Here is a 25,111-nt window from a genome sequence, read left to right as displayed (position 1 = left end):
GATTGAGATAAAACATTAACCTTTAGTATTTGGTACAATTTGAACTTCCACGCGGCGGTTTTGTGCGCGGCCGTTGGCGCTGTCATTACTGGCAATTGGGCGAGTTTCGCCGTAACCACGTGTACTAATACGCCCAGCTAGAATTTGCTGATTCACTAAGTAACCTTTCACACTCTGCGCACGCTGTTGCGATAACGTCATGTTGTAGCTATCTTTACCTGTGCTATCGGTATGGCCTTCAATACTTAAATAAGTTTTTTCGTACTTATTCATCACTTTAGCAATAGCATCAAGGGTGTTATGAAAGCCTGAAGAAATATACGATTGATCGGTGGCAAAAGTTATATTAGCTGGCATCACTAAACGTAAGTTATCGCCTTCACGCACAACTTCAACACCGGAGCCGGCTAACTCATCACGAAAAGCCGCTTCTTGTTTATCCATATAGTCACCAACCGCAGCGCCGGCTAGCGCGCCAATAGCGGCACCAATGAAGATACGTTTATCATCATGATCTCCGGTTGCCTTACCAAGTACTGCGCCTGTAGCTGCACCAATACCAGCTCCCATTCCTGTATTGGTGGTCTCACAACCCGTTAATAATAATCCAACAATAGTCGCTGTTAGTAATGGTTTGGTTAAAGTCATGGTATTTCCTTGGTTATTAATTCTTTCATTAACAGCTAGTATGCAAACATTGTAATGAACGAAATATGAAGAAGATGTTAAAAGCTCAGCGCTTGCTCGTTAAGAGGAGGAAGTTCATAGGGAGCAATTAATGTATTTAGCTGACCAGTGGCAGCCATTGTTTTCATTAGCGCATCAACCTGCTGCGCTAATGGGGTTACTGAAAACTGTTTACTTAAAGCGAGATAACCATAGATTATGTCATTAAAACGATACTGCATTTTAACTAGTTTATTGGCTGGCTGATTCAGCACACTCATAGCATGATCCGCGGTATCTTCAACGGCAATAACTAAATCTGCACGCCCTTTCAATAATAGGTTAATAGCTGTGCTTTCTGTTAAAACAGCTATTTTAGTCAGTTCATCGTCTTCATCAAAACGTTTAAAATGTACGGCACCTCGCATAATCGCAATTTTTTTACCATATAAATCGTCATAGTTGTTGATTTGTAATTGGCTATCTTCGCGTGCATAAAATACAAATGACGAGGTTAAAACCATATAAGGTGGGGTTACAAATTGCATTACTTGCTGACGCATAGGTGTGAGGATCAAACCTCCCATCGCATTAACTTCGCCTTGCTCTAACATTCTTACACAGCGTGAAAATGGGCAACCAACCAGCTCTAACTTAAAAGGAAGTTGCTTTTTCATCTCTCGAAAAATATCAACAATCGCGCCTGATACTTCACCATTTTGATTAATTTGGCTATACGGTGGTGCATGATCCACGGCTAACGATATTTTTTGCACAGCCGCATTAGGTTCATTTGCAGCATAGGCATAGTTTATAAAGGCAAAAATTATAAAAATATAAACAATAAATCGCATAACTACTTAACTTTAACAAAGCCTTTTTTACATTGTAGACAGGTACAAAGATTAAAAACCATAAAATTGTCACGAAATTTTGTCATACTAAGCTGTTACGGCAATAAGAAACGAGAGAATTCATGTTACTAGCTATTTTTAAGCAGTTTTTTTTACTTGGTTGCATGAGCTTTGGCGGGCCAGCTGCACATTTAGGTTATTTTAAACGTCATTTTGTTGATAACTTGCAATGGCTCAATGCTCAACGTTATGCACAACTAATCAGTCTTAGTCAGGCTCTGCCTGGACCTGGGTCTAGCCAAGTGGGTTTTGCTATTGGTGTGGAGCGAGCAGGCGTATTAGGCGGTATTGCTGCTTTTGTTGGCTTTACCTTACCTTCCTTTTTGATCATGGCTTTATTAGCGATTAGCGCCCACCAATTTGATGCTATTTACTTTGCAATAGTTGCCGGTTTAAAACTATTTGCCGTAGTAATTGTGGCCGATGCTACGCTGAGTATGGCAAAAAGCTTTTGTACTAGCTGGGTACTCAAAGCGCTTGCTATGTTAAGTACCTTAGTGCTGATCTTATTACCGAGCCTGAGCAGTCAAATATTGGTTCTATTAGCAGCCGCTGCTATTGGCGCAATATGGCCATTGCTTAATCTAGCTCAAAGTAATCAAACAGCAACTAAGCAGCGCACAGTTAACTGGCCTGCACTCATTCTATTTGCACTATTATTGCTAGTGAGCTTTGTCCCACTAGGTTCTCAATTTGCAGATTTTGCACCCTTTTATCAAGCTGGGGCTATGGTTTTTGGCGGCGGTCATGTGGTATTGCCGATACTTCAAGCTGGCTTACCAAGTTTAAACACTGAGCAATTTTTATCAGCTTACGCCAGCGCACAAGCGGTGCCTGGGCCAATGTTCACCATTGCTAGTTATTTAGGCGCAGAGCTTAATAGCGAGCAGCCGCTTGTTGGTGCGGTGATTGCAACCTTACTGATTTTTACTCCTGGTTTTTTATTAATGTTAGCATTTCAAAAAAGCTGGCTGCAATTATCTGAACGCCCCCGCTTTGCCAGCTGTATTGCCGCGCTTAATGCGGCTGTAGTGGGTTTTTTAGCGGCTGCATTGTATTCACCAATTTGGACATCCGCAGTTCACAACATTTGGCATATTGTGATTGTTGTTGCAGCTTTTGCATGGCTAAGGTTAGCAAAGCCACCTATTTGGTGGCTATTAATCGTATTTGTTAGCCTTGGCCTACTTCAGTATTATTTGCCACTTTAATGGTAGGTTTAATAGCGGTTGGGGTGATTGCTGCAGGACTAAATTGCCCCGAGACACTTTGATAAGCGCGTAGGTCAAAAATAGGTAATACCGCAAGTAGATGATCCATGATCTCTGCTTGCAGATGCTCGTACGATATCCAGCGCTTATCTTCACTGAAACAATAAAACTCTATCGGTAAGCCATGATTTAACGGTTGTAACTCCCGCACCATTAATGTCAGTGACGTGTTTATTTTACTGTGCTGCTTTAAATATCCTTCAGCATAACGACGAAATAACCCTAAATTTGATACCGGATCAGGTAAGGTATTCATCTTAATATATTCTTTTAACGCGATAGTTTGAGAAATCGTTTTAGTCAGCTCGTCATCAGCTAAACGAATGCTATTCATATCTATATTGAGTGAGCGCTTGATCCGACGACCTCCAGATTCTTGCATACCACGCCAGTTTTTAAATGAGCCGGCCACCAGCATATAAGTGGGGATAGTGGTGATAGTGTTATCCCAGTTTCGTACTTTTACGGTATTTAACCCAAGGTCAATTACTTCGCCGTCAGCACCATAGTTATCTACTTGGATCCAATCACCATAGGTTACTAAACGATTTGCTGCAATTTGAATGCTGGCTACAAAACCTAATATAGTGTCTTTGAATACTAACAAGGTCACCGCAGCAATTGCCCCGAAGCCTGAAAGAATATAGGTTGGTGATTTTTCCAGTACGATACTGACAATCAAAATCACACAAATCATAAAGGTAATAAGTTTTACTACTTGGATCAGCCCTTGAATCGGCACTTCGCGAGCAAACTCTAGTTGGTTATAAATGCCACCTGCAATACTTACTATGCTGCTGATGATAAAGCCAACATGAATAATTAATAAAGTTTGGCCAATCGTCTTCAGCACTTCAGCAGCAAATTCAGTAACTGGATAAACACTATCAAATGTTGCTAAGAATAATACACAGCACAACATCCCGGCAAAACGACGATTAAGTTTTGTCAGCATAGGCGCCAATAGCCCAATTCGCTCAGGAGAAAGTTTAGTCACCACCTTTTGAATACCTGGTAGCATTAAACGGCGGGTAAATAAATACACCACTAACAGCGAGAACACTCCAATTGCAGTGGCTGTAAGAGAACTGAATAATACTGTGTCAGGCATACCCTGAAACCAAGGCTGCACAAATTGCTGTAAATGAGTTGGAGTCGTCATGATAATTCTAATTCCTTGCTGCGGGAGGCTCAATAACAGTCATTTTAGCTATATTGATTGTTGCTTAACACTGTAACAAACCCAAAACCAATACAAGCTTAACAGTACTGATTTGGGCCGTTACCTATTAGCATTTGCGACTATGACTTAAGTTTTTGCTCAAACTCGCTAAGCTGTTGTTCTTTCTCTTGCCATAAGCGATTTAATTCTGATTGAAAACGTACTCTAAATTCAGAATCTCCCGTGTAATCACCTATCAACTCTTGGCTTACCGGCATCACTTCTACATGAATATTAATTTGTTTTACTCGTCCACTGGCAAAATCCATAAACGTAGGAATGCCCTCAGGATACTGAATAGTGACATTTACCACTTTAGAGATTTGCTCACCCATAGCTTGCATCACAAACGCCACCCCACCCGCTTTAGGTTTGAGTAAATGAGGAAACGGGCTATTTTGACGCGAATGTTTTTGCGCGGTAAAGCGAGTACCTTCAACGAAGTTAACCACACTCACCGGCATTTCTTTGAACTTTTCACAGGCTTTACGGGTTGTTTCTAAATCTTTACCACGTAATTTAGGATTCTTTTTTAATTGGCTTTTGCTGGTACGAGTCATAAAAGGGAAGTCGAGCGCCCACCAACACAGCCCCAGAACAGGAACGTATATCAATTCTTTTTTCAAAAAGAAGTTTAAAAATGGAATTTTACGATTAAACACACGCTGTAAAACTAAAATGTCCACCCAGCTCTGATGATTGGCAATCACTAAGTACCAGTCTTTTAGTTTGAGCTCTTCAAGGCCAGTTACACTTAGCTTGGTTGGTGTTAATAACTTTTGATTTAACGTATTAAACGTAACCCAAATAGAGGCGCATTGCTTAGCTGTCCAACTCATTAACTTTTTTAACGGTTTGATAGGGATAAGTTTAATTAGGCCACAAATAAAAATGGGAACAAACCAAATTAGTGTATTTATGGTGTAAAAGAAAATACTAAAAACACAACGGATCCAAGACATTACTACTTAATTCCTTTCATTAAAACTGTTCGGCAATTTAGAATGCAATACAAGAGTATCGCAATTAATCTTCAAAATATGTATACCCTTCAAGGCCCGCATTTAGCTCAGCTAAATACTGCTGCTTAATAGAGTCACTAATGTCGAGTTGCTGTACTGTGGTAGCAAAGTTATCCGAGAAAATATCGCTATCATAATCAACAAACTTTAATACATCCTTAACGCTATCACCCTTGATCGCATTGGTTAGTTGATAACCTTGTTCGGTGAGCTCTACATGGACTGAATCAGTATCACCAAATAAGTTATGTAGATCACCTAAAATCTCCTGGTAAGCTCCCACCATAAACATCGCAATGTGGTATTGTTGCCCAGGTACATATTGTGGAATAGGTAAGCTTGTTTCGATCCCTGCTCCCTCAACATATTCACGAATTTGCCCATCTGAGTCACAGGTAATATCTTGAATGATAGCGTGTTGCGTTAACGGCTTATCAAGGTTTTCAATCGGCATTACCGGGAATAATTGCTGGATCCCCCAGACATCTGGCAATGACTGAAACAATGAAAAATTCACAAATAATTTGTCGGCTAATTTTTCGTTTAAATCATCCAGTACTTCACGGTGAGCACGCGCATTGCTTAATGACGCTCGCACGCGATGCAAAATAGTAAAATACAGCTGCTCTATTTTCGCCCACTCCAACATACTTACTAAACCATGTACGTATTGGTCGTGCGCTTCACTAAATAAGTGCATTGCATCATGGTAAATTTCTAATGCCATACGCGGGTTTAAACGCTGTAAACATTGCCACATTTCATCTAACACTAACGCACTATTTGGCTCAGGTGCACTAGGGTTGCTGTGATTTGGTGCTTGCTCAACATCAATCACATCGGTGATCAACACTGCGTGATGAGCAGTTAACGCACGGCCTGATTCAGTAATAATAGCCGGATGCGCTAAGTCATGCTGTTCGCACACTTCAGCAAACGCATTCACCACATTACGAGCATATTCTTCGACTGTGTAGTTCATGGAACAGGCACTGCGCGAGCCAGAACCTTCGTAATCAACGCCTAAACCACCACCTACATCAACGGTATTTAATGGCACACCTAGCTGGCTTAATTCTGCAAAGTGGCGTGAACATTCACGTAAAGCACGATGAATATCGCGAATATTGGCAATTTGTGAGCCTATATGAAAATGTACCATTTGCATTAAATGCAACTTATTGTGTTTTTTGAGTACTTCGACGGCCGTTAATACTTGCCCAGCTGTTAAGCCAAATTTACCTTTTTCGCCACCGGTATTTTGCCACTTCCCTTTACCCACTGAGTTTAAACGGATGCGAATACCAATGGCAGGCTCGATGCCTAGATCTTCAATCTCGGCTAATAACGTTGTTAACTCAGATAGCTTTTCAACGACGATTTTAACTTTATGGCCCATCGCTTGGCCAATACATGCTAAACGTAAAAACTCACTGTCTTTGTATCCATTACAAACAATAGTGATCGGTTGTTTTGCCACACCTAAAATCGCCATTAACTCAGGTTTTGAACCGGCTTCTAAACCGACTAAGCCGCTCGGGTGCGCCAATAACTTACTTACTACTGAACGCTGCTGATTTACTTTGATCGGATATACGCAAGTATATTGACCTTGGTAGGCACGGGCATTGCGCGCGCTACTAAATGCGCTGGTCATAGTATCTACACGATTTTGCAAGATATCGGTAAAGCGTACTAATACTGGTAACGTTAAACCCTGCTTTTTAAATTGTTCCGTTAACTCGGTTAATGAAATAGCGGCTTTCGTTTGATCGCCATCAGGGAAAGCAACCAGCTCACCTTGGCTATTAATATCAAAGTAACCATCGCTCCAATGAGCAACGTTATATGTAGAGCGTGCTGTATCTAAACCCCAAGTCATGGCAAATTCTTCTATAGTTAACAAGTTTCGCGGAATCACGCATTTTAGTACGTCATAACTCTCTACGCTAACAAAAAATGACCTTTAAGCCAAAGCTAAGATAAAATATATTCGCTATACTGATAAAATTTCATTGAGCAAAACGCCAAGCACTGGCAGAATTGCCCCTTTTTCATACTCAACTCAAAAGTGTAACTAGCGACATGGCAAATTTAGATCAAAGTAAATGGTTTACAGAAATCAGTGAACGTGACGGCAGTGCGTTTTCTATGCGCATCAACAAAAAGCTAGAAGAACAGCAATCGCCTTTTCAAAAAGTCGAAATGTACGAGACAACAGACTTCGGTAATCTAATGATTATTGACGGTTGTACTATGGTAACTAGCCGTGAAAACTTTTTTTACCATGAAATGATCAGCCACCCTGCACTACTTGCACACCCAAACCCAAAAAATGTAGTTATTATTGGTGGTGGTGACTGCGGCACTTTACGTGAGGTACTCAAGCACCCAGGCGTTGAGTCTGTTACACAAATCGATATCGATGAAGTAGTGACGCAAATGTCACTTAAATACTTCCCTGAGTTATGTGAAGCAAACCAAGATCCTCGCGCTACAGTAATGTTTGACGACGGTATTAAATACATGCGTGAAGCTGCAGCAGAATCAATCGATATCGTGATTGTTGATGGCACTGATCCAGTCGGTCCAGGTGAAGGTTTGTTTAACCATGCCTTTTACACGAGCTGTTTAAATGCACTACGCCCTGGCGGCATTATGGTACAACAAAGTGAATCACCGCTTATGCATATGCCATTACTGGTTGAAATGCGCGATGCGATGACTGATGTAGGCTTTAACGACTTACAAACACTGCCATTCCCACAACCTATTTACCCAAGTGGCTTATGGTCAGTAACACTTGCTCGTAAAGATGAAGCATTCGCTGGTTTTAGAGAAGACGCAGCAGCAGAGCTTACGCAAACTACAGAGTATTACAATAATGGTATTCACCATGGCGCATTAGCAACACCAAACTTTATGAAGCGCGCTTTCGAAAAAAAGTAAACGTTATACCAATCGTTTTAAGTTACTGACCATTTATAGCGACAGAAAAATACAGTGGTAACAAGGCAGAGATTTTGACATGTAGTTGTTCTCGGCAATTGCTCCTGCATTGCTCTACCTCTTGCATCCATGCAGTCGTACATGAAAAATTACTAACGCAGTTAGCGCTTTATTTAGCGCGCTAGAATGGTTAAATATTTAAGTCGATTGGTATTAGATACTAACAACGCAAAAAAGGGTTCTCTCGAACCCTTTTTTATTGCCTACAGCAAACAATTAAACTTTAAAGCGCTGCACTAGGCGGCTTAATTCATCGGTTAATTGGTTCATTCTTACCGCAACTTCTTCAGTTGAACGTGCCAACTCGCCACCTTGCATGGTTTGCTCGTTCAATGACGATAAATTATGACTTATTTCTTCCGCTACTGCGGTTTGCTCATCGGTAGCTTGGGCTGTTTGCATAGCCATATCATTCACTTTTACTGATGACTCTTGCATCGCATTAAGCACATCATTGGTTTGCGTAAACGAGGCTACGGCTTCATCTGCAAAGCGTTTGCCACCATTAATTGCCGTTAAAGACTGCTCGACACTATTGGCAAACTGCTCAACCATTTTTTGAATATCGTTGGTACTTTCTTGAGTGCGCGTTGCCAAGGTGCGTACTTCATCGGCGACCACCGCAAACCCCCGCCCTTGTTCGCCAGCACGCGCCGCTTCGATAGCAGCATTTAGCGCAAGTAGATTAGTTTGCTCTGCAATCGCGCGGATCACTTCCAGCACTTTAGCTATATTATCAGAGCTTTGTTGCAGTTCGGTTGATTTGTTACTGGCATGTTCCATATTTTCAGATAGCGCGACTATTTTATCACTCGAATTAGCCACAGCCGTTAAACCTTGCTTAGCCAGTTGCTGTGAGTTATCAGCTTCTTTTGAAGACTGCTGCGCCACATTAGCCACTTCGCGACTAGCGACACTCATTTGATGAACCGCACTGACAATTGATTCTGATGCTTGGCTGAGTTTTTGAGTGATCTGATTATTTTGATTTGCGAACTGACTTAAATCAGTACCTAAATGGTTAAGCTCATTAGCTTGGCCTAAAATATCACGGATCAGTTGCTGCAAATTATCTAAAAAACGATTAAATGCCGTTGCCAGCTCGGCAAATTCATCTTGGCTTTTTACCACAATACGCTCTGTTAAATTACCATCACCAGAGGCAATATCATTAATTCTCGCAGTCACGTAATGCATTTGCTTCGTTAACTGACGTGGGATCATATAACTGAACCAAGCTGAAATGGCTAACAGCACCACCACCATAGTCAGTAAAAACAGTTTCGTTGTGGTTATCTTCTCTAGCAGCTTTTGTTTTTCTTGTTTAGACGTCAATTCAGCTTGTTCACCTGCTTTATCTAAAATATCGCGCAGCGCTGCAAACTCAGTATTAGCCTGCTGATTTTTTTGCTTGTTTTGTGGGTCATTGATATACGCGTTTGATGCTGATAACCATTTTTCAAAGGCACTATCAAAGCCAGTAAACTGCGCCGTTACTTGCGGGTAGGCTGATAAAAAATGTAAATATTGATTAAAACGATCGGTCACTTGCTGTGCGTTTTCTTGATGATCTTGCAGTTCTTCGGCATTACCTATCTTATTGGTTACTAGGTGTAGTTCAGCTACTTTGGCTTGGTAAAGATCACGGTCACCATTAACCACTACTGAAATAGCATTTAAAAATCGCTCAGATTGTGCTTCTAACGCATCTTTTTGTAAGTTAATTAAGTGAGTATAGCCTGCTATCAGTACTATTATCGCAATCCCAAGTAACACAATTGGCAGCGAGCTCTTGATTCGAATACTCTGTAAGTTCATTTTTCACCTTTGCATAAAATACAACATCAGCCACAACTTAATATAGTTCAAACTATCTGAATTACCATTAAAAGCGCCACTGAACATTTAAGCTAATTTGTTGCTGTGATAGGTTTTTGGGATTATTCATCGCCATGCGATTATCTGCTTGGCTATGTAATGCTGAGCCCTCAATCCCTAGTTGCCACTGCGGCGTTAATTGATAGCGCCAGGTCGCGGTTATACCTTCACCTTCACTGGCATTAGGATCAAATTGCCAGTCGTCATGATCGGTTACCTCAAAATAATCATAACGCATTGAAATACGATGCTTGGCCATTTTATGACTTACTAATATAAAGTGACTATAGAAGCTATTATTTACACCGCGTTTAGCACCCATAGCGGTAGTGCCCGACATCATTTGCGCAATTAAGCGCGTATTCGCAGTAAATTTATATAGCCACGCGACGCTGCTAAAACGAGTATCCCATGCATATTGCCCAGTACTTCTATTTAGTGCTGCAGGATCGCCATTATTATCGTAATAATAAAAACGAAATTGTGATTTTTTTAAATAATCCCAGTGAATTCCTGCATAATAACCAAAGCGCCCATCAACCTCCTCAAAGGGCAAGACCTGATTTGCCTGATACTGAAGTTCGGTGCTATTAAATGAAGCGATTGGCGCAAACGCAATACTTTCATTAAAGGTCGTTTGGCGGTCATGCATTGCAAAGCCACGCCAAGCTAATAATGTGCCTGCAGGATCATTACCTTTAAATGTAGCGCCAACCAATGCAAAGCTATGGGTACTGTTAAAGCTGCGCCCTGGCCGCTTGATAGTGGCCTCAACCCCAACGGTACGTACCTCTTCACCTATCCATGAGTTTATTGCTGAGTTAGTGTAATTATATGGTGAAAGCCAGCCCATATCTGGATTTTCTAATGATAATAACGGGTAAAAACCACCTACCCGCAGATGCCATTTATAGTTACTCGCTGTTAGCGGCTTATATTGCAAATATGCTTGGCTAAAACCTAAAGTCGGCTGCGGATCTTGATAAGCATTAATAACCCCATGTGCTGACCAAGCGGTGGTTAAATCAGTCCTAAAATCAACGACTCCCTGAGAAAGCACAATGCCATCATTGTCACTATCGTATCGGTATAGCCCTACGCTACCTTGTTGCCAACTTACGTATTGATCACCCTGAACTGCACTTAGTTGCACTAAGCCCTTTACTTGTGCAAAAGCATTGCACGTTAATGTTAGCCCCACTACACCTAGGTAAAAGCAAGCTTTATTCATAGTCGTCAAATTCATCAACACCCACCGCAACACGAGAAATAATCGCCTGTTTTATTTGATAAACAACCGGCGCACTAGTTAGTGCAATGGCTTTGCTTTCAGTTTTGCTGATGTCACTAAATTCGGAGTGCCAAATATTGAGTGTAAAATCTCCGGCCTCAAGCGTCAGCTCAATTTGTCCTTTATCATTGGTCATTGCGTAATACGGACTATCAACCACCACAATATACCCCAACATCCAATCATGAATATTACAGCCTAATTCAACTACGCCCGTTTGCTCAAAACTGATCGGATCCTGTGGTTGCTCTCGGTATAGCTTTAGCTCAAACGATTTAGCTTTGGAAAACGAATACACGTGGTGCATGATTGAATCTGCATTTGGAAACTCAACTTGAGCATTTTGCGGTACCACCAACACATGGGGAATAAACTGCCGGTCTTTTTGAGTCATTATAAAGGGTGTAGTTGGCGCGGGGAATTCAACACTTTTATCCGCAGGCGTTAACCAGACGACGGCATTAGCGAGCGGTTTTTGCTGTTGATCATTAATGGTGATAATACCAGCGTAACTATTAAAAACCATTAAACACAATGAAAGAATGAAGGTCTGCTTTAACATTTTAATATCTTCTTATTTAACTTCATTCATTATAAACCAATTAGATTAATCTTTTGTTAATTATATTCTGTTAAAAATATCTCGTTAATTATTTTTCAATATTTAACCTAAGCTAACTAATGAGCTGAATACGTATGCAGTCATCTCGTAATCTAGGCCCTTGCGCTTTATGCTAAATGCTTCAATTAGGTTACACCTCAAGGAACAGCTATGCGATTACCTTTGCTACTTCTGCTTGGACTTTCAAGTGCTTGTTTTGCTAAAGACGCGACGATTCAATCCCCGAACGGAAATATAACAATAACCATTTCGGATCAGCAAGCTACACCAAGTTATAAAATCAGCTTTAACGGCAAAGATGTTATTGAAAATTCAGCTCTTGGCTTCGAATTTAAACAACAAGCCGCCTTTGCTGAAGGTTTTACAATCACCGACGTTAACAACTCCCAACATAACAGCCAATGGCAGCAACCTTGGGGTGAACGCCAAACTATTATAGATAAACATAATGAGCTCGCGGTTACGTTTAAAAAGCCAGCGCCACAAGGCGGCACTTACACGGTTCGTTTTCGAGCTTTTAATGATGGCGTCGGTTTTCGTTACGAAGTACCTAAACAAGCTGGATTTGAAAATATTGAAATCACTAAGGAGCTAACCGAATTTGCAATTAGTGGTGCGGATAAAGCCACCGCATGGTGGATCCCAGCTCGTGGTTGGAACCGTTATGAATATGTTTATAACACCACTCCACTGCAACAAGCTGCTCTTGCACATACTCCATTTACCTTTAAAAACGCTGATGGCGTCCATGTGAGCATTCACGAAGCTGCATTAGTTGATTATGCAGGGATGGTGCTCAATCAACGTCGCCCAGGGACTTTACAAGCCGACTTAACGCCTTGGTCTGATGGTGTTGCGGTTAAAAAACACGGCGCATTTAATACTCCGTGGCGCACCATTCAAATTGGTGACAAAGCCGTTGATTTGATCAACTCAGATATTATTTTAAACCTCAACGAACCAAATAAACTCGGTGATGTATCGTGGGTTAAACCAGGTAAATATGTCGGTATTTGGTGGGGCATGCATATCAATGAGAACACTTGGGGCAGCGGTGAAAAGCACGGTGCGACCACCAAAGAAACCAAGCGTTACATGGATTTTGCAGCTAAATACGGTTTTGATGGGGTACTCGTCGAAGGCTGGAATATTGGCTGGGATGGCGACTGGTTCTTCAATGGTGATGTTTTTAGTTTTACTAAACCTTACGCTGACTTTGATATTGCAGAGCTAACTCGCTATGGCAAAGAAAAAGGCGTACAGCTGATTGGCCACCACGAAACGTCTGGCAACGTAACCAACTACCGCAACCAGATGGAAGACGCCTACGCACTGTACGAAAAATCTAACGTCAGCCAAGTAAAAACAGGTTACGTAGCAGATGGCGGCAACATCAAACGCATTGATGAAAACGGCATTGCTCGCCATGAGTGGCACGATGGCCAATTTATGGTTAATGAATACCTACACAGCGTGCAACTGGCTGCAAAACATAAAATCAGTATTAACACCCATGAACCGATAAAAGACACAGGTCTGCGCCGTACTTATCCGAACTGGATAGCCCGCGAAGGTGCTCGCGGCCAAGAGTTTAATGCATGGGGCACACCGCCAAATCCACCAGAGCATATTCCAATGCTCGCCTTTACCCGTATGTTAGCTGGGCCAATGGACTTTACACCGGGCATTTTTGATATGAGTTTTAATGGATTAGGTGGTGATACAAATCGTCCACAAACCACACTTGCGAAACAACTCGCGTTATATGTCGTAATGTATAGTCCAATCCAAATGGCCGCTGATCTTCCGCGTAACTATTTAGCCAAACCGGACGCATTTAAATTTATTCAAGACGTACCAACAGATTGGCAACAAAGTATCGCACTAGCGGGTGAGGTTGGCGATTACGTGGTGTTTGCTCGCAAAGAGCGTAAGCGTGATAACTACTCTGGTAACGACTGGTTTTTAGGAGCAGTAACCGATGAGCAAGCTCGCAGCATAGAGATAAAACTCGACTTCTTAGAGCAAGGTAAAAAGTTTGAGGCACAAATTTATCGTGATGGTAATAATGCGCAGTGGAAAAACAACCCATACGATTTAAAAATCGAAAAGCGCATAGTCACAGCTGCTGATAAGTTAACACTTAAACTTGCCACCAGCGGCGGCACAGCAATTAGATTTAAAGCTTTATAATAGCGCGAAGTCGATAGTGAAAATAGGAGGCGTGAGTTTCTCTCGCGTCTTCTTTTTAATAAACAACCGGCAAATAAAGAGCTTCCAATTTATACTGTTAACGTATGAGTTAACCCTTAAAATAATTGTTCAATGCTACAGTTCATGACTTCGTTAAACTGTTGGCATCATCATTACTGCAACCAAAAGCAACTATGCTTATATTGATGGCTCTGTTGTATCACCCCCTGAAAATACCTAACACATCCTATAAATAGCACGTGAAATACCGTGTAATAGTTTTATTTCCATTATTGCTCTACTTTTACAGATTAAAAAGTTAGTTAATTAGTAACAGTAGGAATACCAAGCATGGCTGTGAGCCATATATTTAATAATTTTGAAAAATTACGCAGCACTAATAAACAACTAAATGGCAGTCAGCTCAATAATAGTGAACTTGCTTAAAAGGACTTTTAGAGCTAATACCTCTAGAGCCGCTTCAATACTATAAGGAATATAATAATGGCTAAAAAACCCAAAAAGCACAGTACTAAAACGCCAGCAACTGCTAACGATGTGCCGTGTTGGTCAAATGACAAAGATGTTGAATTAGCCTGCCAGCGGTTAACTGAAATGTTTGTTGGCCTTGGTCAAGTGCCGCGTATAGACAAAGGTCAACAGCCAGCACACCGAGCTGTATTTAGAAAGCAACATGGCATCGCTTACGGCCACTTTATTATCAATCCAGATATAGACCCACAATTTAAAATTGGCATTTTTGCAGACAAAGAATACGAATGTGCAGTGCGCTTTTCAAGTGATACGTTACCATCATCACCAGATTTACACAGCACATTAGGATTGGCAGTGAAGCTCTTTGGAGTAGATGGGCCAAAGCTGATTGGCGAAGGTGATACTGCAGATTTTATTTTTCAAAACATGGATCGATTTTTCACCAAAAATGCGCAACAGATGTGCCAATTCACCACCGCTGGCGTGATCGATAAAAACTATGATGCCTATTTAAATAATCCAAAACACATACAAACAGCCAATATTTTACAGGCTATGCAAAAAGTTGAAGCAAGCTGTTTAAGCGCTAATTATTGGGCAATATTACCGTTCAAATTAGGCGAACGACAGATTGTAAAATATCGCTTAGTGCCTGAAGGCAGTGAACTTGGCGCACCCAGTGTCGATAATAATTACCTCGCTTTAGATTTGCAGCGACGTTTACGTCAAGGCAGTGCAACATTTCGCTTTGAAGTACAATTAAGAACAAACCCAAAAACAATGCCACTTGATGATGCACAAGCCGTGTGGAGCTGTGAAGAAAGCCCATACGTATGTATTGCGCGGCTGCATTTAGCACAACAAAATATTACCGCGATTGGTCAAGCTGAGCTTGGTAATAACTTAGCGTTTAATATTTGGCGTACTTTAGCCGCCCATGAGCCTCTAGGTAGCATTGCATTGGCTCGAAAGTCAGCCTATGCGGCCAGTGCTCATGCCCGACATACAGCCAACGGTCAGCAGCTACAAGAGCCTAAACAGTTAAGTGAATTTAAGCCACAGCAAGATCAAGATACTGACTCGGAGTGTATTGTTTATGCCGGTATTTATCCGCCTATTGGTGTAATGCGCGTGGGTAATAGTAAAAAAGGCTACTTTATTGGCCCGCAACAACCGCAGCCCATAGCTCATACTGATGAATACAGTTACCGAGATAAAACAGGTGCATTAAAGCGCCAAGCAGCTGAGTTTAGAATTTACGGTTTTAATGCCGCTGGTAAAGCGATAAAAGAACTAACCCTCGATAATGCAGACATTACTTGGCATGCTGAATTAGCAAATCAAAAAGCCTGCTGGTACGAATTTCAAATTGCTTTAGATATTCCAGAAGCCGCAGATGCGCCGCCATCGTTACTGCGTAATAACAATGTAGCCGATCGTAGCAAGCTGTTAATCAAAGGGGGTAAACACAGTATAAGCGGCAAAAACGTAAAATCTAAGCATGAGTTTATTGGCCAATTTATGGATCAGGATGTGTACTTAGGCGAAATGCGCAGTGATCAATACGGTCGCTTACTCATGCTCGGTGGTCATGGCGTGTCACGCAACGTAAACGGCGATATAGCCATTACCTTTGCAAATAATGAAGGCTGGTATGATGACACCTCAGATGGCCCAATTACAGCAGAGGTTGTATATCAGGGGATATCGCTAAGAGTAGAGCCCGCTTGGGTTATTTGCGCGCCACCGGATTATGCACCGATGCAAAAATCAGTACGCACCATGTGGGATTTAATGCGCGACGTTGCTGTAGATGCTGGTATGCTGGCAAGACCACAGCGACCTTCCTTTAGTAACGACATTCAACCCATATTTGCCCGAATGACGGATTTACAATGGGTTAATGACGGATTTGCTGGCGCATTTGGCTGGGGGGGTCAGTTTAATTACACCACCAATGAATGGCTAGAAAAGCTTAGCGATCCCTCTCCTGCCTATCAGGAATTACGCCGTACACTGTCTAATAACTTTCGTCGTTTTGATGTTCCCGGTGCGCAAGCTCCACAACTATGGCCTTGGCTGTATGGCGACGCGATTAGCATTCCTCCCACGGGCTCAGTGCGCCAGCATGCAACGCTATCAAATTTGCAGTTGAGCTTTTTAGACCAATGGGTGAAAGGTGATTTTATTAATGATTACACCCCTCAATCAGCTTGTCCGGCACATGCAAATGTAACCGCGTTAGATGATTATCCAATTGCTGAGCAGCCAGAACTACTTACTCGCGGCGCGATGGAGTTTTGCCTTGCTGATGCATTTCACCCGGGCTGTGAAATGACTTGGCCAATGCGAACTGCAGGCATGTATATGTCGGCATTTCGACTCAAACACGCCCAAGCGGACTTACAAAGTGACCGTTATGGTCCTGTGATGAATAGCGACGTTTATACTCTCGCGCAAGGACCTTTATTTGGTGGTCAAGTAGCAGGCGGGATAACACGCTGGATGGCTATTCCTTGGCAAACTGATACCGCGAGCTGTAGAGATGGCTACAGCTCTGAGTACGATCCATTTTTACCGACATTTTGGCCTGCTCGAGTGCCAAATCAAATAATGAATCAGTTCCGCTATCAACAAGTGCTTGATACCTCATTACCTGACAGTACTCGTCAACAGGCTTTTGCTTATCGTACTGATTGGCTTGATGATTTACCTCTGCACGGTAATCCTGCCACATATACAAACCAAATCAATAGTATGATAGACAACTTTGCTGAACTTGCGATTGTACAACCGCATATCGGCGTAATAGGCGATGCACAATTTCCTAGCGCAATGCAGGTTGGTATATTGCCCAACAATCCACAAGATGAGGCACAAGTTAACTTAGCGAGTAAAGCGATACAGCATACAAAAGCGACTCTCTCGGCTGAGCATGCTTCACATCGTAGTCAAACCAACTTAGGTGTTACCGAAAAAGCGAGCCGTTTTCATCGCAACAAAGGACGCTAAAGCAATGCTGCAAGAGACCGAATTACAAACGGATGTTGTGATCATTGGTGCAGGTGTGGCTGGTTGTATCGCCGCACTTGCTTTATGTGATTCATATCAAGTTACTTTGATTGATAAGTCTGAGATGCCCGAAGAGCGAATTGGTGAATGCTTAGCCCCTGCCGCACGGCGTATTTTACAACAGTTAGATTTGTTAACTGAATTTGAAAACCAACTGATGGCCAACGTACTTACCCCACAGCATTTACACAATGCAGGATTGCAAATAAGTTGGGGCCAATCAACACCCTATGTTACTGATAATCTCAGTAACACGGATGGTTTGGGTTGGCGCTTGGATCGTCAAGTATTTGAGAGCTTTTTACGCGAAAAAGCGCTGCAACGGGGTGTCCGCTGTATTTGGCCGGCCAAATTAGCACACAGCGAATACCAAGGGCAACGCTGGCAAATAACACTAACACAGTTACAACAAGAGCAAACAATCAACATTGCGAGTCAATTCGTAATTGATGCCACTGGCCGAGAGGCTCATTTTGCAAAAAAATACACCGCTCGCAAACAACATGACCGTCTCATATCTTGCTGGGCAACCGTGGCTAATACTATTGAAAATCAACTAGGCAGCATTTGTGCCACGCAAAACGGCTGGTGGTACAGTGCACCATTACCAAACCAACGTCGTGTTTTAGCATTTCAAACGGATCCGGATTTACTCACCAAAGGCTTACAACGTGATACAAAGTTATTTACTCAACATGCGCAATGTTATGCCAATCAAGCGAAGATTCTCGATGTATGCCAACAGCCAATAACACTGCACGGTATCGTCAGCGCGAACTCCACTCGCTTAGAGTGTTTTGCAGGCCAACAATGGGCCGCTTTAGGTGATGCAGCACTGAGCTTTGATCCAATCTCATCGCAAGGAATTTTTAATGCGATGGCAAGTGCCATGCAACTTGCCGATCTGATGAAAAAACTCGAGATAGTCAATAAAATAGAACACGATAGCCAGCTACAATTTAAAAAACTATACCAGCAACAAATAGAACAGATTTGGCATCTTTATTTAGATCACAAACGCTATTTTTACGCTCAAGAGCAACGTTGGTCAAACAGTCCTTTTTGGCAGCGCAGACAGCAGCCGAGTAGTATAAAAGTATATACGGCTAACTCACTTTGACTGGTAAATAAACCTCAGCATTTAAACCGCCTTCAGGGCGATTAACCAGTTTTACTTTACCACCATGCATATCAACTATGCGCTTAATGATCGCAAGCCCTAACCCACTACCTTCACTGCCTCGCGCAGCATCGCCTTGTTTAAAAGGTTCAAATACCGTTTCAAGTTCACTTTCAGGAATACCTGGGCCATGATCTTTTACAATCACCATAGCGTATTTTTTATCACGACTTAGCGCAGTTTCAACATCAATATCACCATCCGAATAACGGATCGCATTTTCAATCATGTTGGTAATAACTCGCTTGATTGCCACCATACTTAAAGGAATATTACTAATACTAGGATTTTCGCTAAAAGTGATAGTGCGTTGATGTTTTTGTTCTGAATGCACCACTTCTGACACTATCGCGTTGAGATCTTCAAGCGCTAACTCCTCACGTTTGTGATGACGCAAATACTCAATAAACTGATCAATAATGGCATTCATGTCTTCAATATCGTAGATGATCCCTTCACGCAGATAATCTTCTTCATCCGACATCATTTCGGTAGCAAGGCGAATGCGCGTCAGCGGCGTACGTAAATCATGAGACACCCCAGCCATAAGTAGACGGCGATCGTTCTCAAGCGCTGCTATACCACGTGACATTTGATTAAATGCGCGGGTTACTTCGATGACTTCAGTTGAGCCGTGTTCCTCTAATTTTGTAGAAAAATCTCCAACCCCTACTTTTACCGCCGCTTGTTGCAGCGCTTTTAAAGGTCGATTCAAATGACGTGCGAACAGCCAACCACCGAGTACACTTAAAAAGCCGATACTAGATAAATAAAAGGTTAGAAATTCGAGATTATTTTCTTTAAAACCAGTTAGCGGTACTTTAACCCAGTAACCCGGTGCTTGCGGCGCTTCTACCCAATAAACAAGCGGATCTGTTTGGCTAATACGCACTCGGGCTGAACCATTTAGTTGCTCTGACATACTACGCGACAACATTGAATATTCACGAGTTTGCGCCAAACCTTCGCTCATCGCTTGGCGCTGGGTCATGACTTCGATACCGGTTATTTCAAAAAACTTTTCAGACACCTCATCACTTATTTCAACGCCATCTTCCCAGTCTATAAACACAGTTTTGATTTGTTTTGCGAGAATAAGGTTAACTTGCTCAATAGTAGGCTTAACTACGTAAAGGCTAACTGTGATGTAAGACACTACTTGGTTAATCAACAATAGTGCCGCCACTAAAAACACCGTTTGTCCAAATGCACTTTTGGGAAACATACTCATTATGGCTATTTTTCACCATCTGGAACAAATACGTAACCTAAGCCCCATACAGTTTGAATATAACGTGGATTAGCGGCATCGACTTCGATCATGCGACGCAAACGTGAGACTTGTACATCAATACTTCGCTCTAATGCACTGTAATCTCGACCACGCGCTAAGTTCATTAACTTATCACGACTAAGCGGCTCTCGTGGATGTGTAACAAGCGCTTTCAATACCGCAAACTCACCACTGGTCAACGACATAGTTTTGTCGCCTTGGCTCATTTCACGGGTGGCTAAATTAAGCGAAAACTCACCAAACGAAATATGATTTTCTTCTGCTGACGGTGCACCTGGCACTTCTTTTGAACGACGACGCAAAATAGCTTTAATACGCGCTAATAATTCACGCGGGTTAAATGGTTTCGGGATGTAATCATCAGCACCGAGCTCTAAACCGATAATACGATCAACCTCATCACCTTTAGCCGTTAACATGACAATTGGAATTTCATTTTCTTTTTGACGTAACCGCTGACAGATAGATAAGCCATCTTCACCGGGCAACATTAAATCAAGTACCATCAAGTGAAAGTTTTCACGCTCTAACAGCCGATCCATTTGTTCTGAATTAGCAGCTGTACGCACAATAAATCCTTGTTCTACCAAGTAGCGCTCTAACAAGCTGCGTAAACGCATATCATCATCAACGACTAATACTTTTGTGGTTTCATGTCCCATTACTTTCATTCTTATTTTTCTGTACTGTTATGATTAATATAAATGAAAAACATGATAATAAAAAACTAATTAGGTCACTAGATTGTTACTGAACATTTCAAGCCCACAAAAATGCTGGCGAGAACAAAAATCAGCTCGACAAGCCAACAAGATTTTTATACCTTGCCTAGGTGTTTCTCAAGGTAATAATTTAAACGTGAAAACTAATTTAATCACCCGCGAAGGGTATTTACAGCTGCAACAAGAACACGATCACTTATGGAATGTTAAACGCCCTGAAGTCACAAAAATAGTGAGCTGGGCTGCTAGCCTTGGTGACCGTTCAGAAAATGCTGATTACCAGTACAATAAACGTTTGTTAAGACAAATAGATCGTCGCGTGCGGTATTTACGCAAACGCATGCCAGATCTAAAAATAATTGATTACTCGCCGCAGCAAGCTGGTAAAGTGTTTTTTGGTGCATGGGTCGAAATAGAAAATGAACAAGGTGAAGTGCTGAAGTTTCGCATTGTTGGCCCTGATGAGATTTATGACCGCAAAGATTATATCTCGATTGATTCGCCGATGGCGCGCGCATTATTGAAAAAACAAGTGGATGATGAGTTTTATGTTACAACTCCGCAGGGCAAAAAAGAGTGGTACGTTAACAGTATCAGTTATCCAGGAGCTTCATAAATCCTCAGTAAAACGATAGATCCTCGCTTATCATTATTCAGATAAGGTTAATTATTGATTGTCTAAAGTGAATTTGTAGACTATAAATAAAAGTACTCAAGTAAAGCATTTCGCGCTTGAGTTGAATATTAGAAGGTAGTAGTTATGTCAAACGTAATACATCGCATAGTAAGTAATGCCGTGTTATTTACACTCTTAATGAGTGTGAGTTTGACTGTAATTGCTCAAGGTTTTGACGACCACGACCATTTATCCCCAACCGCAAACTATGTTGCTTGTGACATTCCTGACCAAGCTAATCTTGACGTTGACTTAGACACACACGTTGACGGGATCTCTATCAGGGTGCTTCAACCACTCCCTGAAAACATTTTATCACTTTATGTGAGTACCACTTTCGTACAACCTTTTAGCTATGCGTATCAGCGTGGACCACCGGCTTATTTTATTTAATTTATCGCTTAAAAACTTGATTAAATTTAATAACATAATTGGTGATTACTATGGCTAACTTTAAAGAACTTCGTACTCAAGACATTTCTAAAGGCGTTTTATCTCACACTTACCGTGACACTCAGCCGTTAATTGATTTAACGTCTCCGGCTTTGAAAATGGTCAATAATTTCACTCAAAAAGACCCGCTACGCGCTCATTTTGAAACCAGCATTGTTGATGCATTAAAACAGATCACTAGCCAACATACAGACTTTATTTTAGTAGTAGATGACAAAGAAAAGTTACTTGGTATAGCATCTAGTGCTGATCTACAAAGCTCAAAAATTATGATTTTAGCACAGCGCTTAAATGTACCTCGCGACGAAGTTAACCTACTTCATGTAATGACACCACTTAGCCACTTAACTGGCGTAAGTATGCAAAGCTTAAGCTATGCTTGTATTGGTGATGCACTACAAACAATGGAACAAAACGGTATTATGTTTTTACTGGTTACTACCGCGCATAATGAAATTTGTGGTTTAATTTCAGCTCGAGAAATTGCTAAAACATTACAAATTCCGTTACATATCACCCCTATCGCGCACAGTTTTAGTGAAGTAATGCAACATATTGAACACCCTCATTAAGTACTGATACATGTTTAATTGAACCACCTCTTTAAAAGGCCTTAAAGTATATAAATAGCATACTTTAAGGCCTTTTTATTAAGCCCTGCTGTGATATTATTCAAGCAATTAATTACGCCAAAACTATCGTTCTGGTCTTCAAATTGTTTAATAAGGTTTTTGCATGAGCAATATCTCTGCACGTTTAGCCACTGAGCTGAATGCTCAAGAGCAACAAGTTATAGCTGCTACAAAATTACTCGATGAAGGTTCAACAGTGCCTTTTATTGCCCGCTATCGTAAAGAAGTAACGGGTGGTTTAGACGATACCCAATTACGATTGTTAGAGCAGCGTTTATCGTATTTAAGAGAGCTGGAAGAACGTAGAGCCTTCATTCTTTCGACGATTAAAGCGCAAGATAAACTCACCACCAGCTTAGCTGCCGATATTAATAATGCGGACAGCAAGACTGAACTTGAAGATTTATATTTACCTTACAAAGCTAAGCGCCGCACTAAGGGACAAATTGCTATTGAAGCTGGTCTTGAGCCGTTAGCGAATGCTTTATTTAATGATGCTTCTTTAGATCCTGAGCAACAAGCCGCTGGCTACCTAAATGCAGAAGCCGGCTTTGCTGATGAAAAAGCAGTTCTGGATGGCGCTAAATTTATTTTAATGGAACGCTTTGCTGAAGATGCCAAGCTGCTCGCCAAATTTCGTAGTCACATCAGTCAGCACGGTCAAATCGAAGCAAGCTTAATCAAAGGCCAAGAACAAGCTGGCGCTAAATACCGCGATTATTTTGAGCATCAAGAAGCGCTTAAAAAAGTGCCTTCGCACCGCGCTTTAGCTATGTTGCGCGCGCGCAACGAGGGTATTCTACAGTTAACAATCAACCCTGAGCCAAGTTCAGAAAACCCGGCCCATATGTGTGCCGTGATGATTGCCGATCATTACCGCCTTGATATTAACAACCAAGTAGCCAGCCCTTGGTTACTCACTGTCGTGCAGTGGGCCTGGAAAATTAAGCTAGGCTTACATTTAGAAAACGAATTTTTAGCAGCCATGCGTGAAAAAGCCGAAACAGGCGCTATCGATGTGTTCGCTAAAAACTTAAAAGACTTACTTATGGCTGCCCCTGCTGGGCCTCGCATAACATTGGGCCTAGATCCTGGTCTGCGCACTGGCTGTAAAATTGCCGTTGTTGATAGCACTGGTAAGTTATTAGCCACACAAACTATCTTCCCACATGCACCACAAAATCATTGGGATAAATCAGTACGAACGCTAGAGCAGTTATGCCGCCAACATAAAGTCGAACTAATCGCTATTGGTAACGGCACCGCTTCACGCGAATCAGACAAACTGGTTGCTGAATTAATCAAAGCAAATAGCGAGCTAAAACTCAATAAAATTATGGTCAGTGAAGCTGGCGCATCGGTGTATTCAGCATCAGAATTTGCTGCTAATGAGTTTCCTGATTTAGATGTGTCGTTACGTGGTGCGGTTTCAATTGCGCGTCGCTTACAAGATCCACTGGCTGAACTTGTGAAAGTGGAGCCTAAGTCAATTGGTGTAGGTCAATATCAGCACGATGTATCACAAAGCCAACTAGGGCAAACTCTGACTTCTGTTGTTGAAGATTGTGTGAACTCGGTAGGTGTAGATTTAAATATGGCCTCAGTGCCATTGCTTGCGCGTGTTTCAGGGTTAAATAAAACCTTAGCGCAAAATATTGTTAATTATCGCGATGCTAACGGTTCATTCACTAAACGCTCAGAGCTAAAGAAAGTAGAGCGTTTAGGGCCAAAAGCATTTGAACAAGCCGCCGGTTTCTTAAAAATTAGTAATGGCAGCGACCCACTTGATAAATCATCAGTTCACCCGGAAGCTTACCCTATCGTTAAACGCATTTGTGAACAAAATAGTCTCGATGTAAATAACCTAATTGGTAACTCAGAGCTGCTGAATAAGTTAGTTGCCAATGACTACATTGATGATAAATTTGGCTTACCAACGGTTACCGACATCATCAGTGAACTTGATAAACCTGGACGCGACCCTCGTCCTGATTTTAAAACAGCAGAGTTTAAAGCAGGTGTTGAAAAAATCAGTGACTTAAAGCCAGGGATGATTTTAGAAGGCGTGGTTTCAAACGTAGCTAACTTTGGTGCTTTTGTTGATGTGGGTGTGCACCAAGATGGTTTAGTACATATTTCAGCGATCACTAATAAGTTTATCTCTGATCCGCGTGAAGTAGTTAAAGCAGGTGATATTGTAAAAGTAAAAGTAGTGGAAGTTGACGCTGCCCGTAAACGTATTAGTTTTACCATGCGTTTAGACGATGACATTGATACCAGCAATAAACCTGCTCCATCAGTCAGTCAAAAGCCGCAAGCCAATAATCGTAACAATGCTCAGCAACCTCGCGCTGCAAAACCAACACGCGATACCGGTAATGCAATGATGGGTAATGCATTTGCAGACGCCTTCGCAAATGCAAAAGTGAAAAAATAACGCTTAAGCAAAAACGCCACAAACTCAGTTTGTGGCGTTTGCAATTCTGCTATTTAAATCTG

At 41.7% G+C, this 25,111-nt stretch carries 19 protein-coding genes; 9 read left to right on the top strand and 10 right to left on the bottom strand.

All coding sequences use genetic code 11. The features are described 5' to 3' along the window. Positions 1-15: 15 nt before the first annotated feature. Complete coding sequence (locus tag PSR9079_RS20555) at positions 16-648, bottom strand: YiaD family glycine zipper/OmpA-like lipoprotein (protein ID WP_149983073.1); 633 nt, start codon at positions 646-648, stop codon at positions 16-18. 77 nt (positions 649-725) lie between these two features. Further along, complete coding sequence (locus PSR9079_RS20550; RefSeq protein WP_149983072.1) at positions 726-1,520, bottom strand: substrate-binding periplasmic protein; 795 nt, start codon at positions 1,518-1,520, stop codon at positions 726-728. 122 nt (positions 1,521-1,642) lie between these two features. Between PSR9079_RS20550 and chrA the strand changes: the two genes are divergently transcribed. Beyond that, on the top strand, positions 1,643-2,791 hold the full coding sequence (gene chrA, locus PSR9079_RS20545) for a chromate efflux transporter (protein ID WP_149983071.1): 1,149 nt from the start codon (positions 1,643-1,645) through the stop codon (positions 2,789-2,791). Here the strand turns inward: chrA and PSR9079_RS20540 are convergent. The 3 genes from PSR9079_RS20540 to speA all read right to left on the bottom strand — a co-directional run bounded on the left by PSR9079_RS20540 (position 2,754) and on the right by speA (position 6,977). Further along, positions 2,754-4,013, bottom strand: coding sequence for a mechanosensitive ion channel family protein (locus tag PSR9079_RS20540; RefSeq protein ID WP_145241985.1), 1,260 nt, complete (start codon positions 4,011-4,013; stop codon positions 2,754-2,756). The genes chrA and PSR9079_RS20540 overlap by 38 nt on opposite strands. Positions 4,014-4,153: 140 nt before the next feature. Next, positions 4,154-5,035 carry an acyltransferase gene (locus PSR9079_RS20535; protein WP_149983070.1) on the bottom strand — a complete coding sequence of 294 codons (882 nt, stop codon included), beginning with the start codon at positions 5,033-5,035 and terminating at the stop codon, positions 4,154-4,156. A 64-nt stretch (positions 5,036-5,099) separates the two neighbouring features. Beyond that, on the bottom strand, positions 5,100-6,977 hold the full coding sequence (gene speA, locus PSR9079_RS20530) for a biosynthetic arginine decarboxylase (RefSeq protein ID WP_149983069.1): 1,878 nt from the start codon (positions 6,975-6,977) through the stop codon (positions 5,100-5,102). Positions 6,978-7,180: 203 nt separating this feature from the next. Between speA and speE the strand changes: the two genes are divergently transcribed. Continuing rightward, entirely contained in the window at positions 7,181-8,044 is an 864-nt protein-coding gene (speE, locus tag PSR9079_RS20525; protein WP_149983068.1) for a polyamine aminopropyltransferase, read from the top strand. Between the two features lie 276 nt (positions 8,045-8,320). Here speE and PSR9079_RS20520 read toward each other — a convergent pair whose 3' ends face one another. The 3 genes from PSR9079_RS20520 to PSR9079_RS20510 all read right to left on the bottom strand — a co-directional run bounded on the left by PSR9079_RS20520 (position 8,321) and on the right by PSR9079_RS20510 (position 11,835). Beyond that, entirely contained in the window at positions 8,321-9,922 is a 1,602-nt protein-coding gene (locus PSR9079_RS20520; protein WP_149983067.1) for a methyl-accepting chemotaxis protein, read from the bottom strand. A gap of 67 nt (positions 9,923-9,989) precedes the next feature. Next, entirely contained in the window at positions 9,990-11,213 is a 1,224-nt protein-coding gene (locus tag PSR9079_RS20515) for a hypothetical protein (RefSeq protein ID WP_179959233.1), read from the bottom strand. After that, on the bottom strand, positions 11,206-11,835 hold the full coding sequence (locus tag PSR9079_RS20510; protein WP_149983065.1) for a methylamine utilization protein: 630 nt from the start codon (positions 11,833-11,835) through the stop codon (positions 11,206-11,208). Before PSR9079_RS20510 ends, PSR9079_RS20515 begins: the two co-directional genes overlap by 8 nt. 210 nt (positions 11,836-12,045) lie before the next feature. On the opposite strand from PSR9079_RS20510, the gene PSR9079_RS20505 reads away from it, so the two are divergent. The 3 genes from PSR9079_RS20505 (at position 12,046) to PSR9079_RS20495 (ending at position 18,775) form a co-directional block, all read left to right on the top strand. After that, the gene (locus PSR9079_RS20505) at positions 12,046-14,088 is read left to right on the top strand and encodes a glycoside hydrolase family 97 protein (protein ID WP_149983064.1); all 2,043 of its coding nucleotides are present in this window, start codon (positions 12,046-12,048) and stop codon (positions 14,086-14,088) included. A gap of 504 nt (positions 14,089-14,592) precedes the next feature. After that, on the top strand, positions 14,593-17,595 hold the full coding sequence (locus tag PSR9079_RS20500) for a LodA/GoxA family CTQ-dependent oxidase (protein WP_149983063.1): 3,003 nt from the start codon (positions 14,593-14,595) through the stop codon (positions 17,593-17,595). A gap of 4 nt (positions 17,596-17,599) precedes the next feature. After that, positions 17,600-18,775, top strand: a complete 1,176-nt coding sequence (locus tag PSR9079_RS20495; protein WP_149983062.1) for a tryptophan 7-halogenase — start codon at positions 17,600-17,602, stop codon at positions 18,773-18,775. On the opposite strand, the gene envZ is transcribed toward PSR9079_RS20495, so the two are convergent. Continuing rightward, positions 18,762-20,066 (bottom strand): two-component system sensor histidine kinase EnvZ, encoded by a 1,305-nt coding sequence (envZ, locus tag PSR9079_RS20490; protein WP_149983061.1) that lies wholly within the window; start codon positions 20,064-20,066, stop codon positions 18,762-18,764. The two genes, PSR9079_RS20495 and envZ, sit on opposite strands and share 14 nt — an antisense overlap. A 5-nt stretch (positions 20,067-20,071) precedes the next feature. Then, on the bottom strand, positions 20,072-20,791 hold the full coding sequence (gene ompR, locus PSR9079_RS20485; protein ID WP_145242004.1) for an osmolarity response regulator transcription factor OmpR: 720 nt from the start codon (positions 20,789-20,791) through the stop codon (positions 20,072-20,074). A 196-nt stretch (positions 20,792-20,987) separates the two neighbouring features. Between ompR and greB the strand changes: the two genes are divergently transcribed. From greB to PSR9079_RS20465, 4 genes are all read left to right on the top strand, one after another. Continuing rightward, positions 20,988-21,467, top strand: a complete 480-nt coding sequence (greB, locus tag PSR9079_RS20480; protein ID WP_149983060.1) for a transcription elongation factor GreB — start codon at positions 20,988-20,990, stop codon at positions 21,465-21,467. A 144-nt stretch (positions 21,468-21,611) separates the two neighbouring features. Then, on the top strand, positions 21,612-21,920 hold the full coding sequence (locus tag PSR9079_RS20475) for a hypothetical protein (RefSeq protein WP_145242531.1): 309 nt from the start codon (positions 21,612-21,614) through the stop codon (positions 21,918-21,920). Positions 21,921-21,970: 50 nt separating this feature from the next. Continuing rightward, complete coding sequence (locus tag PSR9079_RS20470) at positions 21,971-22,552, top strand: CBS domain-containing protein (RefSeq protein ID WP_149983059.1); 582 nt, start codon at positions 21,971-21,973, stop codon at positions 22,550-22,552. 163 nt (positions 22,553-22,715) lie between these two features. Next, the gene (locus PSR9079_RS20465; RefSeq protein WP_145242535.1) at positions 22,716-25,049 is read left to right on the top strand and encodes a Tex family protein; all 2,334 of its coding nucleotides are present in this window, start codon (positions 22,716-22,718) and stop codon (positions 25,047-25,049) included. Positions 25,050-25,111: the final 62 nt, after the last annotated feature.

Origin of the sequence: Pseudoalteromonas rhizosphaerae (genome assembly GCF_902498845.1) — a bacterium.
Taxonomy (GTDB): domain Bacteria; phylum Pseudomonadota; class Gammaproteobacteria; order Enterobacterales; family Alteromonadaceae; genus Pseudoalteromonas; species Pseudoalteromonas rhizosphaerae.
This window is presented reverse-complemented; position numbering and strand designations above follow the sequence as displayed.